Origin of the sequence: Massilia sp. YIM B02763 (genome assembly GCF_030412015.1) — a bacterium.
Classification (GTDB): domain Bacteria; phylum Pseudomonadota; class Gammaproteobacteria; order Burkholderiales; family Burkholderiaceae_D; genus Telluria.
The window spans coordinates 102,693-120,186 of record NZ_JASNRD010000019.1 but is presented as its reverse complement, the minus strand read 5'-3'; the positions used below and the strand labels follow the sequence as shown (position 1 = coordinate 120,186).

Genomic DNA, 17,494 nt, shown 5'->3' with positions numbered 1-17,494 from the left:
CAACTCAATCAAGATACAAGGGTGGGCACCACGTGCCCACCATGCATGGCAGGGGTCAGAGTCCGGTGTTGCTTTTCAAGGGACTCTGACCCGGTGTTCAGTCGCGGACTGGGCAGCAAAAAGAAAAAGGCCGGGACCCGCGAGGGTCCCGGCCTTTTTGAGAACCGGGGTCAGAGTCCCAAAAGAAACACCGGACTCTGACCCCTGCGATTACGCAGCCAGCAGCTGACGCAGCACGAACGGCAGGATGCCGCCATGCTTGTAGTAGTCGACTTCGATCGGGGTGTCGATGCGCAGCAGGACCGAGGTCGACTTGGTGCTGCCGTCGGCGCGGTGGATCACCAGGGTCGCCTGCATCTGCGGGCGGATCTCGCCTTCCAGGCCTTGCAGGTCGTAGGTCTCGTTGCCGGTGATGCCCAGCGACTCGACGCTGTCGTCGCCCAGGAACTGCAGCGGCAGCACGCCCATGCCGACCAGGTTCGAGCGGTGGATGCGCTCGAACGAACGGGCGATCACGGCCTTCACGCCCAGCAGCTGGGTGCCCTTGGCGGCCCAGTCGCGCGAGGAGCCGGTGCCGTATTCTTCGCCCGCGAAGATCATCGTCGGGGTGCCTTCCGCGATGTACTTCATGGCCGCGTCGTAGATCGACAGCTGTTCGCCGCTCGGCTGGTGGATGGTGATGCCGCCTTCGACCGCGGAACCGTCGGCCTTCGGCGGGATCATCTTGTTCTTGATGCGCACGTTGGCGAAGGTGCCGCGCATCATGATCTCGTGGTTGCCGCGGCGCGAGCCGTAGGAGTTGAAGTCGGCCTTGATGACGCCGTGGTCCTTCAGCCATTTACCGGCCGGACCGTCTTCCTTGATCGAACCGGCCGGCGAGATGTGGTCGGTGGTGATCGAGTCGCCGAACACGCCCAGTGCGCGGGCACCGGCGATGCCGGCCGAAGCGGCTTTCGGGGTCATCTCGAAGTCGCTGAAGAACGGCGGCTCGGCGATGTAGGTCGAGGTCGGCCAATCGTAGACCTGGCCCGACACCGACGACACGGCTTCCCACAGCGCGCCCGGGTTGCCCTTGACGTCCGCGTAGTTGTTCTTGAAGACGTCCGAGTTCATCGCGAACTTCATCAGCGCCTGGACTTCGTCCGAGGTCGGCCAGATGTCGCCCAGGTAGACGTCGACGCCGTCCGCGCCCTTGCCGACCGGTTCGGTCATCAGGTCGCGGGTGACGTTGCCGGCGATCGCGTAGGCGACGACCAGCGGCGGCGAGGCCAGGAAGTTCGAGCGGATGTTCGGGTGGATACGCGCTTCGAAGTTACGGTTGCCCGACAGGACGGCGGCCGCGATGATGTCGTTCTGGGTGATCGTCGCGTTCAGTTCCGGGGTCAGGTCGCCGGCGTTGCCGATGCAGGTGGTGCAGCCGTAGGCGGTCACGCCGAAGCCCAGTTTATCCAGGTACGGCAGCAGGCCGGTCGCCTGCAGGTAGTTGGTGACCACGCGCGATCCCGGGGCCAGCGAGGACTTGATGTGCGGCGCGACGGTCAGGCCCTTCTCGACGGCCTTCTTGGCCAGCAGGCCGGCGGCGATCATCACGCTCGGGTTCGAGGTGTTGGTGCACGAGGTGATCGCGGCGATCAGCACGTCGCCGTTCTTCACGCGCACGCCGTTGGTGGTCTCGTAGACTTTCGACAGGTCTTCGGCATGCTTGTTGAAGCCGTTGTCCTTGGTCGGCTTGGAGAACAGGTCGTGGAAGGTCGACTTCACGTTGCCCAGTTCGATGCGGTCCTGCGGACGCTTCGGACCGGCCAGCGACGGGGTCACGGTCGACAGGTCCAGGTGCAGCACGCGGGTGTAGTCGATCTCGCCTTCCTTCGGCACGCCGAACAGGTTCTGGGCCTTGAAGTAGTTCTCGAAGGCGGCCAGTTCCTCGTCGGTGCGGCCGGTGCCGCGGAAGTAGTCGACGGTCTTGTCGTCGACCGGGAAGAAGCCCATGGTCGCGCCGTATTCCGGCGCCATGTTGCCGATGGTCGCGCGGTCGGTGGTCGACAGCGAGGCGGTGCCTTCGCCGAAGAATTCCACGAACTTGCCGACGACTTTTTCACGGCGCAGCATTTCGGTGATGGTCAGCACCAGGTCGGTCGCGGTGCAGCCTTCGCGCAGCGCGCCGGTCAGGTTCACGCCGATGACGTCCGGGGTCAGGAAGTAGACCGGCTGGCCCAGCATGCCCGCTTCCGCTTCGATGCCGCCCACGCCCCAGCCCACGACGCCGACGCCGTTGATCATGGTGGTGTGCGAGTCGGTGCCGACCAGGGTGTCCGGGTAGTAGCTGTCGCCTTGCTTCATGACGCCGCGCGCCAGGTATTCCAGGTTGACCTGGTGGACGATGCCGAAGCCCGGCGGCACGACGCCGAAGGTGTCGAACGCCTGCATGCCCCACTTCATGAACTGGTAGCGCTCGTTATTGCGCTGGAACTCGATCTTCATGTTCAGGTCGAGCGAATCCGGGGTGCGGAAGTGGTCGATGGTGACCGAGTGGTCGACGACCAGGTCGACCGGCACCAGCGGCTCGATCTTCTTCGGATCGGCGCCGGTCTTGGCGGCGACGTTGCGCATCGCGGCCAGGTCGGCCAGCAGCGGCACGCCGGTGAAGTCCTGCAGCACCACGCGGGCGACGACGAACGGGATCTCGTCGACGCGCTGGGCGGTCGGGCCCCAGTTGGCCAGTTGCTTGACGTGTTCTTCGGTGACCTTCTTGCCGTCGCAGTTGCGCAGCACGGATTCCAGGACGATACGGATCGACACCGGCAGGCGCGACAGGTTCACGCCCAGGGCTTCGCCCAGTGCCGGCAGCGAGTAGAACTTGCCGGTCTGGCCGGCCAGGAGCGGGAACTCCTTCAAGGTGTTGAAAGTATTGTGAGACATGAAAACCTTCTCCTTCAGTGGGGATTTTGTTGTTACAACAAACGCTCAGCGATACCGTCCGACCGGCATCAGCCTTCTTTCTTTTCGACGGGCGCCGTGGCCATCTGCGGCGCCGGCTCGGGTTTCTTGCATTCGTTGGCCAGCTGGCGGTTCAGCTTCGAATCGAGCAGGATGCCTTTCGACGGGATGCCGATCCAGATCAGGCCGAACTTCGGATTCTCGAAACGCTGGGCGCCGGTGGTGGTGCCCACGCGGTCCAGGCGGTGCAGTCGGTTCTTCCAGCGCAGCGCGATGTGGCCTTCGTCCTTCTCGTTCGTGTAGATCGTGACCTTGTTGTTCAGTTCACACGAGTATTCGGCGACGACGGTATCGGTGATGTCCGGTTCCGGCTCGTCGGCGACGACGGGGGCCGCTTCTTCCTTCTTTTTCTTGTTCTTCTTGTGGGCGTCGGCCTTGGCTTTTTCTTTCAGGACCTTGGTCGCTTTCGGGTGCGCTTCGTGCTCGGTGGCGGCGGATGCCGGCGCGCAAAAGCCGGCGGCCGCGAGCGCAAAGACGCAGGCGGCGGCAAGTTGGGGGAGGGTGATGGCCATCAGGTGGATTCCGGTTGATTGACGAGTGCCGCGGCGGCATCGGGCAGCGCCAGGCCGGCCAGTTTCGCACGCTGCAACACCGTCCAATAATATCGGTAGCTGGCGCGGTCGTGCAAGCGGCCATGCTGGGCGATCGGACCCCACTCGGCGGCCATCGCGTCGACCAGGATGTGGGTGGCTTCGTTCACCTCCGACATGCGCGGCGTGAACGCCTTCACGATCGGCTTGATCTGGTCCGGATGGATGCTCCACATGCGCGTGAAACCGAACTCCCCGGCCGCGCGGGTGGCGTCGTTGGCGACCACCGCGCTGTCCTTGATGTCCGTCGTCACATTATGCGAGGCCACTTTGTCATACGCGTGACATGCCGCCACCATCTCGAGCTTGGCGCGCACCACCAGCGGATGCGTGAACTGGCCCGGGGTGCGCATGGCCGCGGCGGGAATCGCGCCGTAGTGGCTCGAGACGAAATCCATGATGCCGAAGGACAGGCACTCGACCTGGGGCAGGGCGGCGATCTGGAAGGCTTCGTGCAGCGCGCCGTGGGTTTCGATGAGCACGTGCAGCGGCAGGAAGGACCGGCCGGCTTTCGCAGCCGCGCGGTTCACGACTTCCTGGGCGCGCAGCACGTCTTCCAGGCCGTTCGGCTTGGGCAGCACGACATAGGCCAGCTGCTGCGCGGCGCTGCCGACGATGATCTCGACGTCCTGCTCGAAGTGCGGGCTGGCGGCATCGTGCAGGCGCGCGCCGATGCGCTTGAAGCGGTTGTCCGCGCTGGCGACGAGCGTGGCGACGAGTTCCGCGTGGGCGCGCTCATTGCCGGCGCTGGCGCCGTCCTCGCAGTCGAAGGTGATGTCGAAGACGGGACCAAGCTCTTGTTGCAAGGCCATCGATTTGCGCATCAGCTTCTCGCTGCCGGCGTAGTGGTCGCAGGCGGGGAGCAGCAGCGGCTGGCGTTGGCCCTGGAATAAAACCTCGGAAGGATGCATGTCGTGTCTGGGTGAAGATGGATGGGCCGCTGGCGGAACACCGGGGTCAGAGTCCTTTGAAAAGCAACACCGGACTCTGACCCCTGCGCTGACCCCTGCGATTAACCCAGCAGGTGAGCGACGCCCGCGCGCTCTTCGTTCAGCTCGTTCAGGGTGTTATTGATGCGATCTTGCGAGAATGCATCGATTTCCAGGCCCTGGACGATCTTGTACTCGCCGTTCTCGGTGGTCACCGGGAAGCCGAACACGACGCCTTCCGGGATGCCGTACGAACCGTCCGACGGCACGCCCATCGTGGTCCACTTGCCGTTGGTGCCCAGCACCCAGTCGCGCACGTGGTCGATGGCGGCGTTGGCGGCCGATGCGGCCGACGAGGCGCCGCGCGCTTCGATGATGGCGGCGCCGCGCTTGCCGACGGTCGGCAGGAAGGTGTTGGCGTTCCATTCCTGGTCGTTGATCAGGTCCTTCAGCGACTGGCCGCCGGCGGTGGCGAAGCGGTAGTCGGCGTACATGGTCGGCGAGTGGTTGCCCCAGACGACCATCTTCTCGATGTCGCCCACGGCCTTGCCCGACTTGGCCGCGACTTGCGACAGGGCGCGGTTGTGGTCCAGGCGCAGCATGGCGGTGAAGTTCTTGGCCGGCAGGTTCGGGGCCGACTTCATGGCGATGTAGGCGTTGGTGTTGGCCGGGTTGCCGACCACCAGCACTTTCACGTTGCGCGAAGCGACGGCGTCCAGCGCCTTGCCCTGCACGGTGAAGATCTGGGCGTTGGCTTCCAGCAGGTCCTTGCGCTCCATGCCCGGGCCGCGCGGACGGGCGCCGACCAGCAGGGCGACGTCGGCATCCTTGAAGGCGGTCATCGGGTCGCTATGGGCGGTCATGCCGGCCAGCAGCGGGAATGCGCAGTCGTCGATTTCCATCATGACGCCCTTGAGTGCCTTCTGGGCCTTCTCGTTGTCGATTTCCAGCAGTTGCAGGATGACCGGCTGGTCCTTGCCCAGCATGTCGCCGTTGGCGATGCGGAACAGCAGGGAATAGCCGATCTGGCCGGCCGCGCCGGTGACGGCAACGCGCATTGGGGTTTTAGCCATGATGAATCTCCAAATAGTTGGGATAGAAAACGGAGCGACGCCGAGGATACGCCAGTTTGGCGAAACTGACATCATACCAAAAGGGCAGTCCGGTGGAACGGGGTGTGACGTAGTCTTCTGGGGTACATCCACGCCCGATCGACCGCGAGTGTAGTCCTGTACAATTCCATCTGTCAATTGATATCATATGTCTTATATAAGACACATAATCTTGCCGCGTTCGCACTGGACGGGGCAGGGGATTTATGAAAAAATCGCGGTCTATGAACCAAGCTCCGTCCAACCCGAACAATCACGGCACCGCTGCAGGCGGGGCCACCGGCGCAGGCAGCGCCCCGGGTGGATCGGCTCCTTCCCAGACTGGCATGTCGCCGACCTTCTCTCCCTTGTACCAGCAGATCAAGGCCCTGATCACCCAGAGCCTGCAATCGGGCGAGTGGAAGCCGGGCGAATTGATCCCCAGCGAAGTCGAACTGGCCGCCCGCTACAAGGTCAGCCAGGGTACCGTGCGCAAGGCCATCGACGAACTGGCCGCCGAGAACCTGGTGGTGCGCCGCCAGGGCAAGGGCACCTTCGTCGCCAGCCACAACGAGGCGCGCGCCCATTTCCGCTTCCTCAAGCTGATGCCCGACGAAGGCGTGCCGCACCAGCCGGGCCACGAATACCTCGAGGTCAAGCGCATCCGCGCGGCCGCCGAAGTGGCGCGCCTGCTCGACCTCAAGTCCGGCGACGCCATCGTCTACATCAAGCGCCTGATGACGTTCGACGGCGCGCCGACCATCCTGGAAGAGCTGTGGCTCCCGGGCCAGCTGTTCAAGGGCCTGACCGCCGAGCGCCTGGCCGAATACAAGGGCCCGATGTACGGCCTGTTCGAATCCGAGTTCGGCACGCGCATGATCCGTGCCTCCGAAAAGATCCGTGCGGTGGCGGCCGATGCCGGCGCCGCCCAGCACCTGAAGGTCCCGGAGGGCACGCCGCTGCTGTGCGTCGACCGGACCTCGTTTACCTATGGCGATAAGGCAGTGGAATTGCGCCGTGGATTGTACTTAACTGCGCAACATCATTACCAGAACGAATTGTCATGAAGAGGTTTTGCGCTAGGTCTATGCTTGGTGCAGTAAATTGATGTTGCGATTACAATGAGTTGGTTTTGGGAAAGCGACGAGGTAGCCCGGTCGGCGCGTTCTCCCCGAGATCCGGAGCCCCCACGCAAAGGATATTGGAAGGTCACAAAATCGGCGAAACTGCGGGTTTGATAACTTAAAGTAACAATGGAGGTGTTCCAAATGTCCGAAGCCGTGAGAGAGGCCCAGAAAAAGGGCCGGCCGGTAATTCGTAACGTCGATTTTGGCGACATTACGTACCGCGGGTACTACAAGCAGCCGCCGTCGGCGATCGTCTCGATCCTGCACCGGGTCAGCGGCGCCGGCCTGTTCCTGTTCCTGCCGTTCCTGCTGTACCTGTTCGAACAGAGCATCCGCTCCGAAATCTCGTTTGCGCATTTCGCCGGCATCGTCAGCCATCCGTTCGCCAAGCTGATCATCCTGGGCCTGTCCTGGGCTTACCTGCACCACTTCACCGCAGGCATCCGCCACCTGTTCATGGACAACCACATCGCCCTGGACAAGGATGACTCGCAGAAGACCGCGCGCTGGGTGCTGGTCATCAGCCTGGCCCTGACCGTGCTGGTCGCTCTCAAACTGTTTGGAGTGTTTTAAATCATGGCAACCCCCAAGAACATCGGACAGCGCCGCCTCGTCGTCGGCGCCCATTACGGCATGCGCGACTGGCTGGCCCAGCGCGTCACCGCGATCGTGATGGTGATCTTCACCGTCATCCTGCTGGTCTCCTTCCTGACCGGCCAGAACTTCACCTACGAAGGCTGGGCCGGCCTGTTCGCCCGCCAGTGGTTCAAACTCTTCACCCTGGTCACGTTCTTCGGCCTGTACTACCACGTGTGGGTCGGCATCCGTGACATCTGGATGGACTACATCAAATCGGTCGGCCTGCGCCTGACCCTGCAGATCGCCACGGTGCTCTGGCTGCTCGCCTGCGCCGCCTGGACTGTGCAAATTCTCTGGAGCGTGTAATCGTGGCAGCAATCAAGAACGCAATTCCCACCCGCCACTTTGACGTGGTAATCGTTGGCGCCGGCGGTTCCGGCCTGCGCGCCGCACTGCAGTTGTCGGAAGCCGGCCTGAACGTGGCCGTGCTGTCGAAAGTCTTCCCGACCCGTTCGCACACCGTCGCCGCGCAGGGCGGCATCGGCGCCTCGCTGGGCAATATGAGCGAGGACGACTGGTACTGGCACATGTTCGACACCGTCAAGGGCTCGGACTACCTGGGCGACCAGGACGCCATCGAATTCATGTGCCGCGAAGCACCGAAGGTCGTGTACGAACTCGAACACTTCGGCATGCCGTTCGACCGCAACCCGGACGGCACGATCTACCAGCGTCCGTTCGGCGGCCACACCGCCAACTTCGGCGAGAAGCCCGTGCAGCGCGCCTGCGCCGCCGCCGACCGTACCGGCCACGCGCTGCTGCACACGCTGTACCAGCGCAACGTCCGCTCGCGTACCCACTTCTACGTCGAATGGCAGGCGCTGGACCTGGTGCGCAACCAGGACGGCGACGTGCTGGGCGTGGTCGCGCTGGAAATGGAAACCGGCGACGTCATGATGCTGCAGGCGAAGACCACCGTGTTCGCCACCGGCGGCGCGGGCCGCATCTTCGCCGCGTCGACCAATGCCTTCATCAACACCGGCGACGGCCTGGGCATGGCGGCACGCGCCGGCCTGCCGCTGCAGGACATGGAGTTCTGGCAGTTCCACCCGACCGGCGTGGCCGGCGCGGGCGTCCTGATCACCGAAGGCGTGCGCGGCGAGGGCGGCATCCTGATCAACTCGAACGGCGAACGCTTCATGGAGCGCTATGCGCCGACCCTGAAGGACCTGGCCCCGCGCGACTTCGTCTCGCGCTCGATGGACCAGGAGATCAAGGAAGGCCGCGGCGTCGGCCCGAACAAGGACCACGTGCTGCTGGACCTGCGCCACATCGGCGCGGACACCATCCGCAAGCGCCTGCCGTCGATTCTCGAAATCGGCCACAAGTTCGCCAACGTCGACGCGACCAAGGAACCGATCCCCGTCGTCCCGACCATCCACTACCAGATGGGCGGCATCCCGACCAACATCCACGGCCAGGTGGTGGCACCGGACGGCCAGGGCGGCCAGAAGATCGTCAACGGCCTGTACGCGATCGGCGAGTGCTCGTGCGTCTCGGTGCACGGCGCGAACCGCCTGGGCACCAACTCGCTGCTCGACCTGGTGGTGTTCGGCCGCGCGGCCGGCAACCACATCGTCGCCCAGAACCTGAAGGCCCAGGGCAACCGCGCGCTGCCGGGCGACTTCGCCGACTACGCGCTGGACCGCCTGAACAAGCTGGAGAACTCGACCGGCGGCGAGAAGGTGCAGGACGTCGCCAACGCGATCCGCGCCACGATGCAGAAGCACTGCGGCGTGTTCCGTACCCAGGCGCTGATGGACGAAGGCGTGCGCGAAATCATGGCCCTGGACGAGCGCCGCAAGCACGTCTCGTTCAAGGACAAGTCGAAGGTGTTCAACACCGCCCGCATCGAAGCGATCGAGCTGGACAACCTGATCGAAGTGGCCAAGGCGACCGTCGTCTCGGCAGCGGCCCGCAAGGAATCGCGCGGCGCCCACGCCCACAGCGACTACGAACACCGCGACGACGAGAACTGGATGAAGCACACCCTGTTCTTCTCGGAAGGCAACCGCCTCGACTACAAGCCGGTCGTGACCAAGCCGCTGACGGTCGACACGTTCAAACCGAAGCCCCGTACGTTCTAACAAATATAGCTACAGCTACAGGACCTCGAAAAACCGTCGCGAGCGGCAGCAATGTTGTCCGAGAAGCGCAGCCGTACTTAAGGTACGGCGAGCATCGCAGGACAACAGTGCAACGCGCAGCAGGTTTTGCGAGGTCCCAACCGAAAGGTAAAACATGGCACGCACAGTCCAACTGAAGATCTACCGCTACGATCCGGACAAGGATTCGAAGCCCTATATGCAAGACTACACGGTCGAGCTGAAAGACACCGACAAGATGCTGCTCGACGCCCTGCAGCGCATCAAGGCCGACGTCGACGACTCGATCGCCCTGCGCCGTTCCTGCCGCGAAGGCGTGTGCGGTTCGGACGCGATGAACATCAACGGCAAGAACGGCCTGGCCTGCACGACGAACCTGAACGAGCTGACCCAGCCGATCGTGCTGCGTCCGCTGCCGGGCCTGCCGGTCGTGCGCGACCTGATCGTCGACATGACCAACTTCTTCAAGCAGTACCACTCGGTCAAGCCGTTCCTGATCAACGAGTCGATCCCGCCGGAGAAGGAGCGCCTGCAGTCGCCGGAAGAGCGCGAAGAGCTCGATGGCCTGTACGAGTGCATCCTGTGCGCCTGCTGCTCGACCTCGTGCCCGTCGTTCTGGTGGAACCCGGACAAGTTCGTGGGCCCGGCCGGCCTGCTGCAAGCGTACCGTTTCATCGCCGACTCGCGCGACGAAGCGACCAACGCGCGCCTGGACAACCTCGAAGACCCGTACCGCCTGTTCCGCTGCCACTCGATCATGAACTGCACGGACGTCTGCCCGAAGGGTTTGAATCCGAACAAGGCGATCGGCAAGATCAAGGAATTGCTGGTTCGCCGGGCGATCTAAAAAAATGCCCGGCTCGCCGGGTAGGGTGGACGGCTTTGCCGTCCACGCGGCGATACGCACCATGTGCGTCGTCGAGAAGTAGGGTGGGCATCGCATGCCCACCAAGCAGACGGCATACCCGCCACGAATTGCGTATATTTTGGCGGTATTCCACCTAAATGTTGCAATAAATACAGTAAAACTACCGTACTGTCGTCAAACGGCAGCCGGAGTATAGTGTTGACCGAACAACGGACTCTAGTGTGAAAACGCATCAATCCGACCCCGCCAACCGTGCCCGCCTGCGCTGGCGCGCACGCCGTGGCCTGCTCGAAAACGACCTGATCCTCACGCGCTTCCTGGATGCGCATGAAGAAGAATTGACGGACGACGAAGTCGATGCGCTGACCAGGCTGCTGGACCTGGCGGACAATCCGCTGATGGACCTGCTGCTGGCACGCACCGAGCCCGAAGGCGAGGTCGACCGGCCGAACGTGCGGGCGCTGCTTGCGCGCTTGAGGCAAGCGTAAAACGAATCAGGTTCGTTTTAATTTTGTTATGTAGACCCACCTCCCAGATAAGGAAGTGCCATGAACATCTCTGATACCAAAGCCACCCTGTCGTTCTCGGACGGCAGCCCGTCGGTCGACATGCCGATCTACAAGGGCACCATCGGCCCGGACGTGATCGACATCCGCAAGCTGTACGGCCAAACCGGCAAGTTCACCTACGATCCGGGCTTCATGTCGACGGCGGCCTGCCAGTCGGCCATCACCTACATCGACGGCGACAAGGGCGAGCTGCTGTATCGCGGCTATCCGATCGAGCAACTGGCCGTCAACTGCGACTTCCTGGAAACCTGCTACCTGCTGCTGAACGGCGAACTGCCGACCGCCGAGCAGAAGGCCGCGTTCACCGACAACGTGACCAAGCACACGATGGTCCACGAGCAGATGCAGTTCTTCTTCCGTGGCTTCCGCCGCGACGCGCACCCGATGGCCGTGCTGGTCGGTACCGTCGGCGCGCTGTCCTCGTTCTACCACGACTCGCTGGACATCACCGATCCGAAGCAGCGCGAGATCTCGGCGATCCGCCTGATCGCCAAGCTGCCGACCCTGGTCGCCATGGCGTACAAGTACAACGTCGGCCAGCCGTTCATGTACCCGCGCAACGACCTGTCGTACAGCGCCAACTTCATGTACATGATGTTCGCCAACCCGTGCGAAGAGTACAAGGTCAACCCGGTGCTGGTGCGCGCCCTGGACCGCATCCTGACCCTGCACGCCGACCACGAGCAGAACGCATCGACCTCGACCGTCCGCCTGGCCGGTTCGTCGGGCGCCAACCCGTTCGCCTGTATCGCCGCCGGCATCGCCTGCCTGTGGGGCCCGGCACACGGCGGCGCGAACGAAGCCGCACTGAACATGCTGAAGGAAATCGGCAGCGTCGAGAACATCCCGGCCTTCATCGAGAAGGTCAAGGACAAGAACTCGGGCGTGAAGCTGATGGGCTTCGGTCACCGCGTGTACAAGAACTTCGACCCGCGCGCCAAGCTGATGCGCGAAACCTGCCACGAAGTGCTGGCAGAGCTGGGCCTGCAGGACGACCCGCTGTTCAAGCTGGCCATGGAACTGGAAAAGATCGCCCTGAACGACGAATACTTCGTGTCGCGCAAGCTGTACCCGAACGTCGACTTCTACTCGGGCATCGTGCAGTCGGCCCTGGGCATCCCGGTCTCGCTGTTCACCGGCATCTTCGCGATGGCACGTACCGTGGGCTGGATCGCCCAGTGGAACGAGATGATCGCCGATCCGGAACAGAAGATCGGCCGTCCGCGCCAGCTGTTCGTCGGCTCGCCGGTGCGCGACGTGCCGGGTATCGACAAGCGTTGATGGCCGGCTGCATGGTGGGCTTGTAATGTCCACCCTACGGTCGAGTTCGTAGGGTGGGCACCATGTGCCCACCATGCATGACCGCGAAAATGAAAAGGCCGCCGGAGCGATCCGGCGGCCTTTGTCGTTATCGTTGGCGTTGGATTATTGTTGGTAGTACGGCTCGACCGTACCTTTCAGCTTGATCAGCATCGGCTTGCCCTTGCGGTCCAGGACCTTGCCGGCCGCGACCTTGATCCAGCCTTCGCTGATGCAATATTCCTCGACGTCGGCGCGTTCCTTGCCGTTGAAACGGATGCCGACCGGGTGCTTGAAGACTTCCGCATTGTGGTGCGGGCTCTTCGGGTCGATGGACAGGCGGTCGGGCAGGGGTGGGAGTTGGGTAGTATCGTTCATGGCCGAATTATCCATCATTCCGAGTTTGTGCGCGAGCGTGATGAAGTCGCTCATGCGTACCGTGTGGACGCGTTCGCGACTTTTGCTTATCCTGATTCCAAGTGTTAACTTAAACTTGGTCCCATGCCACAGTCTACTGGCAACCCACCGTCCAACATCTACCGGATTCCCCGGCGTTTCAACTGGACGTTCGTGATCGGCGGCTTCGCGCTCGTCACCTTCGTCCTGATGGCCTGGCGCCTGGGCAGCGCCGCCTTCGATTCCCACGCCTACCTCGACACGGCGCGCTGGCTGCGCGGCGAGCTGCCGCAGTCGGCGCTCCAGGCTCCGTTTTCCTACCGTCTCGCCGTTCCCGCGCTGGCCGCCTTGCTGCCGGGCCAGGTCAGCCATGTGTTCGGCGTGCTGAACTGGCTGTTCGTCGCCGCCACCGCCTGCCTGGCGACGGCCGCCGTGCGGCGCATGGGCTTCGGCACCCAGCGCGCGCTGGCGGCGGGCATGCTCGCCATGCTGTCGCTGCCGGTCGTGTGGTATGCGCCGACGGCGCTGGTCGAACCCGGTTCCATCTGCATGCGCATGCTGTTCGTGTTCGCCGTGCTGACCGTCAAGCCGCGCCTGGCCCTGGCCGCGGCGCTGGCGGCGACGGCCATCAGCGAGGACAACATCCTGTTGCTGGGCTGGCTCATGGCGACGCAGCGGGTCGGTCGCCGGCCCGGCACCGTCGCCGTCGTCGCGGCGCTGGCGTGGCTGGGCATGGTGCGCTGGTGGATCGAGGCCGGCGTGCCCGGCACGAACTGGCTGCCCGACTTCGCCGCCATCGCCGCCCGCTTCGGCGACTGGAAGGGATGGCTGTCGCTGCTCGGCTGTGCCGGCCTCGTCGTGCCGCTGGCGATGGCCGGCCTGCGCCGCGCGCCGCCGCGCATCACCGAGCTGAAGGGCTTGTTGCTGCTGATGCTGGTGCCGGCACTGCTGGGCGCCATGTTCGGGCGCATCGACGGAAGGCTGGCCTGGGAGCTGTATCCCTTCCTGCTGCCGTTCGCCGCTGCCGCCGGCATGCCGCGCAGTAGCGAGCGCCAGCCGGACGTGCGCCAGCTCAGGACGGCGCGCCGCGCCTGAGCGGCGGGCGCTGGACCGGCGCGATCTCGTCCATCAGGGCCGCGACCCAGTCGATGAACACGCGCAGCCGCGGGCTGACGTGGCGGCGCGGCGCATAAGCGGCGTACAGCGGCATCGGCGCGATGCGCCAGTCGTCGAACAGGCGCACCAGTTCGCCCCGCGCCGCGTGCTGCTGCGCCATGTAGTCGGGCAGCCAGAGCACGCCCATCCCGGCGACGCCGGCCGCCAGGTAGGCATTGCCCTCGTCGAGCGACAGCGTGTAACGGCCCTGGACCGTCACTTCCTCCTCGCCGCGCGCCAGCGCCAGCGGAACGTTCCTGCCCGTGCTGGCCCAGCGGAAGCCGACGATGCGGTGGCGGTCCTCGTCCAGTTCGCGCGGGTGTGCGGGCGTCCCGGCCTGGGCCAGGTAGGCCGGCGACGCGTACACACCCAGCGTCAGGTCGGCGATATGGCGCGCCGCCAGCGACTGGTCCGTGAGCAGTCCTCCGCGCAGCACGCAGTCGACGTTCTCGCCGATGACGTCGACGGGGCGGTCGCTCGCGCCCAGGTCGAGCTGGATGTCGGGGTATTGCGCATGGAAGCGGGGCAGGGCCGGCACCAGCACCATGCTGGCCAGCGGACTGGGCACGTCGATCCGCAGCCGGCCGCGCGGCCGCGTGTCGGCGCTCGGCAAGCTGGTCTCGGCATCGAGCACGTCCGCCAGGATCGCCAGCACGCGCTCGTAATAGACGGCGCCGTCGGCCGTCACGTTGACCTTGCGCGTCGTCCGGTTCAGCAGCTTCACGCGCAGCTGCGCTTCCAGCTGCTGCACGAGCTGGGTGACGCTGGTCTTGCTCATGTGGAGCGTGAGCGCCGCCCTGGTAAAGCTGCCCGTCTCCACTACCCGCGCGAATACCGTCATCGCATCGAACCGGTCCATCGACTTTTCTCCTCGTGATTATTTGGATTATACGAATAGTGAGGCCGCGATCAGTCGATTTATTCGCGCGGGGCAAATGGCTACAGTGTTCGCATCCAACCACGAGGAGCAAGCGATGAACAAGCGCGATGTCGTCTTTCCGCCTGGGCGCCAGGCACTGTATGAGAAGAACCGCTATTCCCCGGCGATCCGGTCGAACGGCTTCCTGTTCGTGTCCGGCCAGGTGGGCAGCCGCGAAGACGGCTCGCCCGAGGCGGACCTCGCGTCCCAGGTCCGCCGCGCGTTCGAGAACCTGAACGGTATCTTGCACAGCGCCGGCTGCAGCTTCGACGACGTCGTCGACGTCACGGTCTTCATCGTCGACCCCGCATCGAAGTTCGAGACGATCTGGAAGGTCGTGGGCGAATACTGGGGAGAGGCGCCGCATCCGACGCTGACGGGCATCGGCGTTACCTGGCTGTACGGCTTCGAGTTCGAGATCAAGGTGATCGCCAGGTTGCCGGAGGCGGGCTCCTAGGCCGTCAGGTAGGCCCGCACGAGGCGGCGATACTCTTCCAGCAGCGCCTGTTCCAGCGGCCCGCCCTGGGGCAGCTGTCCCACGCCCTTGAGCAGGTGCAGCAAGGCCGACGCCATGGGCAGGCGCCGCGCCGCCTCCAGGGCGGGAAGGGCGGCGGCGAGCAGCTTGCCCAGGTCGGCCAGCATGGCCTCGCGCAATTGCTGCCGGCTCGTTTCCAGCCCGCGCCCGTCGATCAGCGCCAGTGCTACGCTACGTTGCGTGCGCAGGTCCAGCATGAAGTCGACCAGGGCATCGGCCAACTGCGCCGGCGCCAGGGGCGGAGTGTGCGCCTGCAGCGCGGCCAGGCCCTCGGCGAGGCGCTCGGCGTAGGTGCGCAGCAGCGCGTCGGCCACGCTTTCCTTGGACGGAAAGAAGCGGTACAGGGAGCCGATGGCGGTACCGGAACGGGCGGCGATCTCCGTCATGGTGACGGCCTCGTAGCCCTTGTCGAGGAACAGCGCCGTCGCCGCCCCCAGGATGGCGGCGACGCGCGCATGGCCGCGCTCGCGCTTGGGGATTGCACCCTGGGCTGCGCCCTGGCCGATATCTGTTGGCGATGCTGTCATGCCGGCATTATAGGCCCGGCGCGTTGACTTATGCGAGGCCATCCTCTACTATCTTTTGCGAGGATATCCTCGCAAAACCGCCGGGATACCTGACCACCCCCTTTCGGAGCTCCCATGACCCAACTGAATCCCAAGACCACCGCCCTGGTGATGATCGACCTCCAGCACGGCAACGTCGTGCGCGAACTGGCGCCGTATCCGGCCGACCAGGTCGTGGCCAATTCCGTGCGCGTGGCCGATGCCTGGCGCGCCGCCGGCGCCACCATCGTCTATGTGCGCGTCAGCGTCGGCGAGCTGGCACCCCACGTGACGGACCGCGCGCTGCCGGGCCTGAAGGTCGTGCCGCCGAATCCGAGCGATATCGTGCCGGAAGCGCAGGTGCAGCCGGGCGACTTCGTCGTCACCAAGCGCCAGTTCGGCGCCTTCCACGCGACCGAGCTGGACCAGATCCTGCGCCGCCGCGGCGTCAAGGACATCATCATGACGGGCATCGCCACCAATATCGGCGTCGAGTCGACCGCGCGCGTGGCGCACGACCTGGGCTACGACCTGGTGTTCGTGGAAGATGCGATGACGTCGATCGGCGACGGCAACCACGAATTCGCCGTGCGCAACGTGTTCCCGCTGCTGGGCCGCGTGCGCACCACCGAGGAAATCGTGGCTGCCGCCAAGCAGGCCTGACGCCTGGGCCACATCCTCTCTCTTCAAGGATTGCACTTCCCGCGCACGATGGCCGCGGCCAGGAAGGGGAGTACGAAGATGCCGCCGATATTGATCGGGCCGATCTTCGGCGGCTGGTGCTTCATCGCGTCCGCGTGCCAGCACGAGGGCACGCGGGCTTCCTCCATCTCGCGCCCGAACGCCTCGTAGCGCTCGCCGCGCAGCACCGGGCCCGATTCCTTCCGGCGGGCCGGCGCTTCCGCCAGCGTTTCCCTGACCGCATCCTTGATGACATCCCCGGACAGCCGCGCGCGCAGCGAGGGTTCGGCGGGCGGCGGTGTCGGCTCGCCGGCCGACGCAGTGCCGGACACTGCCACCATCACCAAGTAGCTTGCAAGTGCGAAAGCGTTCATGTCGTGCGCATGTCGTGACGTCGTTGACAAAAATGTACACTAGGAAGATACGTGCGGCACGAATCGCACGAGGTCGTTACACTTTTGTTATGTTGTATGCATGTCCCGATATTCCGGAAAGGATCGCCCATGAAGTCGTTCTTCCTCGCCTGCTGCCTGCTGGTGGCTGCCATCCTCCCCGTGGCCGATGCCGCCGCCGTGTCCCAGGCCGATCCGCGCCTGGTCAAGCAGGTCAACGACTTCGTCGACAGCTGGCATGACGACGCCGCGCACGGACGCCAGGCCTATTTCGACAAGATCGCGGCCGATGGGGTCTATATCGGCACGGACCGCAGCGAATTGTGGAAACGCGATGCGTTCAAGGAATGGGCGAAGGGCTACTTCCAGGACAACAAGCCGGCCTGGACCTTCCGTGCCACGCGCCGCAACGTGTATGCGTCGCCGGATGGATCGATCATCTGGTTCGACGAATTGCTGGACACGGAAAACATGGGTCATTGCATGGCCAGCGGCGTGATCCGCAAGACGGCCAAGGGCTTCGAGATCGTGCATTACCAGCTGTCGATTGCCGTGCCGAACCAGATCGCGAACCAGGTCACGGGCCTGGTCAAGGCGGCCGAGGCGGGCGCGGCAGGGGCAAAGTAATCGATTGATCGGGCGATGATGGTGGGCACA

19 protein-coding genes are annotated in these 17,494 nt (G+C 64.4%); 11 read left to right on the top strand and 8 right to left on the bottom strand.

Features of this window, described 5'->3' with window-relative positions; translation table 11 throughout:
* Positions 1-210 precede the first annotated feature (210 nt).
* The 4 genes from acnA to QPK32_RS21095 all read right to left on the bottom strand — a co-directional run bounded on the left by acnA (position 211) and on the right by QPK32_RS21095 (position 5,589).
* On the bottom strand, positions 211-2,919 hold the full coding sequence (gene acnA / locus QPK32_RS21110) for an aconitate hydratase AcnA (protein WP_290414766.1): 2,709 nt from the start codon (positions 2,917-2,919) through the stop codon (positions 211-213).
* A gap of 68 nt (positions 2,920-2,987) precedes the next feature.
* Positions 2,988-3,509: a hypothetical protein gene (locus QPK32_RS21105; protein WP_290414765.1), complete on the bottom strand. Its 522-nt coding sequence runs from the start codon at positions 3,507-3,509 to the stop codon at positions 2,988-2,990.
* Complete coding sequence (locus tag QPK32_RS21100) at positions 3,509-4,498, bottom strand: CoA ester lyase (RefSeq protein WP_290414764.1); 990 nt, start codon at positions 4,496-4,498, stop codon at positions 3,509-3,511. Before QPK32_RS21100 ends, QPK32_RS21105 begins: the two co-directional genes overlap by 1 nt.
* A 101-nt stretch (positions 4,499-4,599) precedes the next feature.
* Positions 4,600-5,589, bottom strand: a complete 990-nt coding sequence (locus QPK32_RS21095; protein ID WP_290414763.1) for a malate dehydrogenase — start codon at positions 5,587-5,589, stop codon at positions 4,600-4,602.
* A gap of 263 nt (positions 5,590-5,852) precedes the next feature.
* Here QPK32_RS21095 and QPK32_RS21090 point away from each other — a divergent pair, with 263 nt between their 5' ends.
* From QPK32_RS21090 to gltA, 7 genes are all read left to right on the top strand, one after another.
* Positions 5,853-6,674 (top strand): GntR family transcriptional regulator, encoded by an 822-nt coding sequence (locus QPK32_RS21090; protein ID WP_290414762.1) that lies wholly within the window; start codon positions 5,853-5,855, stop codon positions 6,672-6,674.
* A 201-nt stretch (positions 6,675-6,875) separates the two neighbouring features.
* Complete coding sequence (gene sdhC / locus QPK32_RS21085; protein ID WP_290414761.1) at positions 6,876-7,307, top strand: succinate dehydrogenase, cytochrome b556 subunit; 432 nt, start codon at positions 6,876-6,878, stop codon at positions 7,305-7,307.
* Positions 7,308-7,310: 3 nt separating this feature from the next.
* Positions 7,311-7,679, top strand: a complete 369-nt coding sequence (gene sdhD / locus QPK32_RS21080; protein ID WP_290414760.1) for a succinate dehydrogenase, hydrophobic membrane anchor protein — start codon at positions 7,311-7,313, stop codon at positions 7,677-7,679.
* Positions 7,680-7,681: 2 nt separating this feature from the next.
* Positions 7,682-9,460: a succinate dehydrogenase flavoprotein subunit gene (gene sdhA / locus QPK32_RS21075; protein WP_290414759.1), complete on the top strand. Its 1,779-nt coding sequence runs from the start codon at positions 7,682-7,684 to the stop codon at positions 9,458-9,460.
* 154 nt (positions 9,461-9,614) lie between these two features.
* Positions 9,615-10,325: a succinate dehydrogenase iron-sulfur subunit gene (locus tag QPK32_RS21070; protein ID WP_290414758.1), complete on the top strand. Its 711-nt coding sequence runs from the start codon at positions 9,615-9,617 to the stop codon at positions 10,323-10,325.
* A 242-nt stretch (positions 10,326-10,567) separates the two neighbouring features.
* Positions 10,568-10,834 (top strand): succinate dehydrogenase assembly factor 2, encoded by a 267-nt coding sequence (locus QPK32_RS21065; RefSeq protein WP_290414757.1) that lies wholly within the window; start codon positions 10,568-10,570, stop codon positions 10,832-10,834.
* 60 nt (positions 10,835-10,894) lie between these two features.
* The gene (gene gltA, locus QPK32_RS21060) at positions 10,895-12,196 is read left to right on the top strand and encodes a citrate synthase (protein ID WP_290414756.1); all 1,302 of its coding nucleotides are present in this window, start codon (positions 10,895-10,897) and stop codon (positions 12,194-12,196) included.
* Between the two features lie 144 nt (positions 12,197-12,340).
* Here gltA and QPK32_RS21055 read toward each other — a convergent pair whose 3' ends face one another.
* Entirely contained in the window at positions 12,341-12,592 is a 252-nt protein-coding gene (locus QPK32_RS21055) for a DUF3297 family protein (RefSeq protein WP_290414755.1), read from the bottom strand.
* Positions 12,593-12,715: 123 nt separating this feature from the next.
* Between QPK32_RS21055 and QPK32_RS21050 the strand changes: the two genes are divergently transcribed.
* Positions 12,716-13,705 (top strand): hypothetical protein, encoded by a 990-nt coding sequence (locus tag QPK32_RS21050; RefSeq protein ID WP_290414754.1) that lies wholly within the window; start codon positions 12,716-12,718, stop codon positions 13,703-13,705.
* Here the strand turns inward: QPK32_RS21050 and QPK32_RS21045 are convergent.
* Positions 13,683-14,624, bottom strand: coding sequence for a LysR family transcriptional regulator (locus QPK32_RS21045; RefSeq protein ID WP_290414753.1), 942 nt, complete (start codon positions 14,622-14,624; stop codon positions 13,683-13,685). The two genes, QPK32_RS21050 and QPK32_RS21045, sit on opposite strands and share 23 nt — an antisense overlap.
* 115 nt (positions 14,625-14,739) lie before the next feature.
* On the opposite strand from QPK32_RS21045, the gene QPK32_RS21040 reads away from it, so the two are divergent.
* Positions 14,740-15,141, top strand: coding sequence for a RidA family protein (locus tag QPK32_RS21040; protein WP_290414752.1), 402 nt, complete (start codon positions 14,740-14,742; stop codon positions 15,139-15,141).
* Here QPK32_RS21040 and QPK32_RS21035 read toward each other — a convergent pair.
* Entirely contained in the window at positions 15,138-15,746 is a 609-nt protein-coding gene (locus QPK32_RS21035) for a TetR/AcrR family transcriptional regulator (protein WP_290414751.1), read from the bottom strand. The two genes, QPK32_RS21040 and QPK32_RS21035, sit on opposite strands and share 4 nt — an antisense overlap.
* Positions 15,747-15,860: 114 nt before the next feature.
* Here QPK32_RS21035 and QPK32_RS21030 point away from each other — a divergent pair, with 114 nt between their 5' ends.
* The gene (locus QPK32_RS21030; protein ID WP_290414750.1) at positions 15,861-16,427 is read left to right on the top strand and encodes an isochorismatase family protein; all 567 of its coding nucleotides are present in this window, start codon (positions 15,861-15,863) and stop codon (positions 16,425-16,427) included.
* Between the two features lie 23 nt (positions 16,428-16,450).
* Here QPK32_RS21030 and QPK32_RS21025 read toward each other — a convergent pair whose 3' ends face one another.
* Entirely contained in the window at positions 16,451-16,819 is a 369-nt protein-coding gene (locus tag QPK32_RS21025; protein WP_290414749.1) for a hypothetical protein, read from the bottom strand.
* A 129-nt stretch (positions 16,820-16,948) separates the two neighbouring features.
* Between QPK32_RS21025 and QPK32_RS21020 the strand changes: the two genes are divergently transcribed.
* Positions 16,949-17,464: a nuclear transport factor 2 family protein gene (locus QPK32_RS21020; RefSeq protein ID WP_290414748.1), complete on the top strand. Its 516-nt coding sequence runs from the start codon at positions 16,949-16,951 to the stop codon at positions 17,462-17,464.
* The last annotated feature ends 30 nt before the right edge of the window (positions 17,465-17,494 follow it).

Coding starts and splice junctions, on each gene's coding strand:
- QPK32_RS21030 (WP_290414750.1), top strand. CDS start 15,861: ATGACCCAACTGAATCCCAAGACCACCGCCCTGGTGATGATCGACCTC.
- acnA (WP_290414766.1), bottom strand. CDS start 2,919: ATGTCTCACAATACTTTCAACACCTTGAAGGAGTTCCCGCTCCTGGCC.
- QPK32_RS21100 (WP_290414764.1), bottom strand. CDS start 4,498: ATGCATCCTTCCGAGGTTTTATTCCAGGGCCAACGCCAGCCGCTGCTG.
- QPK32_RS21105 (WP_290414765.1), bottom strand. CDS start 3,509: ATGGCCATCACCCTCCCCCAACTTGCCGCCGCCTGCGTCTTTGCGCTC.
- QPK32_RS21050 (WP_290414754.1), top strand. CDS start 12,716: ATGCCACAGTCTACTGGCAACCCACCGTCCAACATCTACCGGATTCCC.
- gltA (WP_290414756.1), top strand. CDS start 10,895: ATGAACATCTCTGATACCAAAGCCACCCTGTCGTTCTCGGACGGCAGC.
- sdhD (WP_290414760.1), top strand. CDS start 7,311: ATGGCAACCCCCAAGAACATCGGACAGCGCCGCCTCGTCGTCGGCGCC.
- QPK32_RS21070 (WP_290414758.1), top strand. CDS start 9,615: ATGGCACGCACAGTCCAACTGAAGATCTACCGCTACGATCCGGACAAG.
- sdhC (WP_290414761.1), top strand. CDS start 6,876: ATGTCCGAAGCCGTGAGAGAGGCCCAGAAAAAGGGCCGGCCGGTAATT.
- QPK32_RS21090 (WP_290414762.1), top strand. CDS start 5,853: ATGAACCAAGCTCCGTCCAACCCGAACAATCACGGCACCGCTGCAGGC.
- QPK32_RS21045 (WP_290414753.1), bottom strand. CDS start 14,624: ATGGACCGGTTCGATGCGATGACGGTATTCGCGCGGGTAGTGGAGACG.
- QPK32_RS21025 (WP_290414749.1), bottom strand. CDS start 16,819: ATGAACGCTTTCGCACTTGCAAGCTACTTGGTGATGGTGGCAGTGTCC.
- QPK32_RS21040 (WP_290414752.1), top strand. CDS start 14,740: ATGAACAAGCGCGATGTCGTCTTTCCGCCTGGGCGCCAGGCACTGTAT.
- QPK32_RS21020 (WP_290414748.1), top strand. CDS start 16,949: ATGAAGTCGTTCTTCCTCGCCTGCTGCCTGCTGGTGGCTGCCATCCTC.
- QPK32_RS21035 (WP_290414751.1), bottom strand. CDS start 15,746: ATGACAGCATCGCCAACAGATATCGGCCAGGGCGCAGCCCAGGGTGCA.
- QPK32_RS21095 (WP_290414763.1), bottom strand. CDS start 5,589: ATGGCTAAAACCCCAATGCGCGTTGCCGTCACCGGCGCGGCCGGCCAG.
- QPK32_RS21055 (WP_290414755.1), bottom strand. CDS start 12,592: ATGAACGATACTACCCAACTCCCACCCCTGCCCGACCGCCTGTCCATC.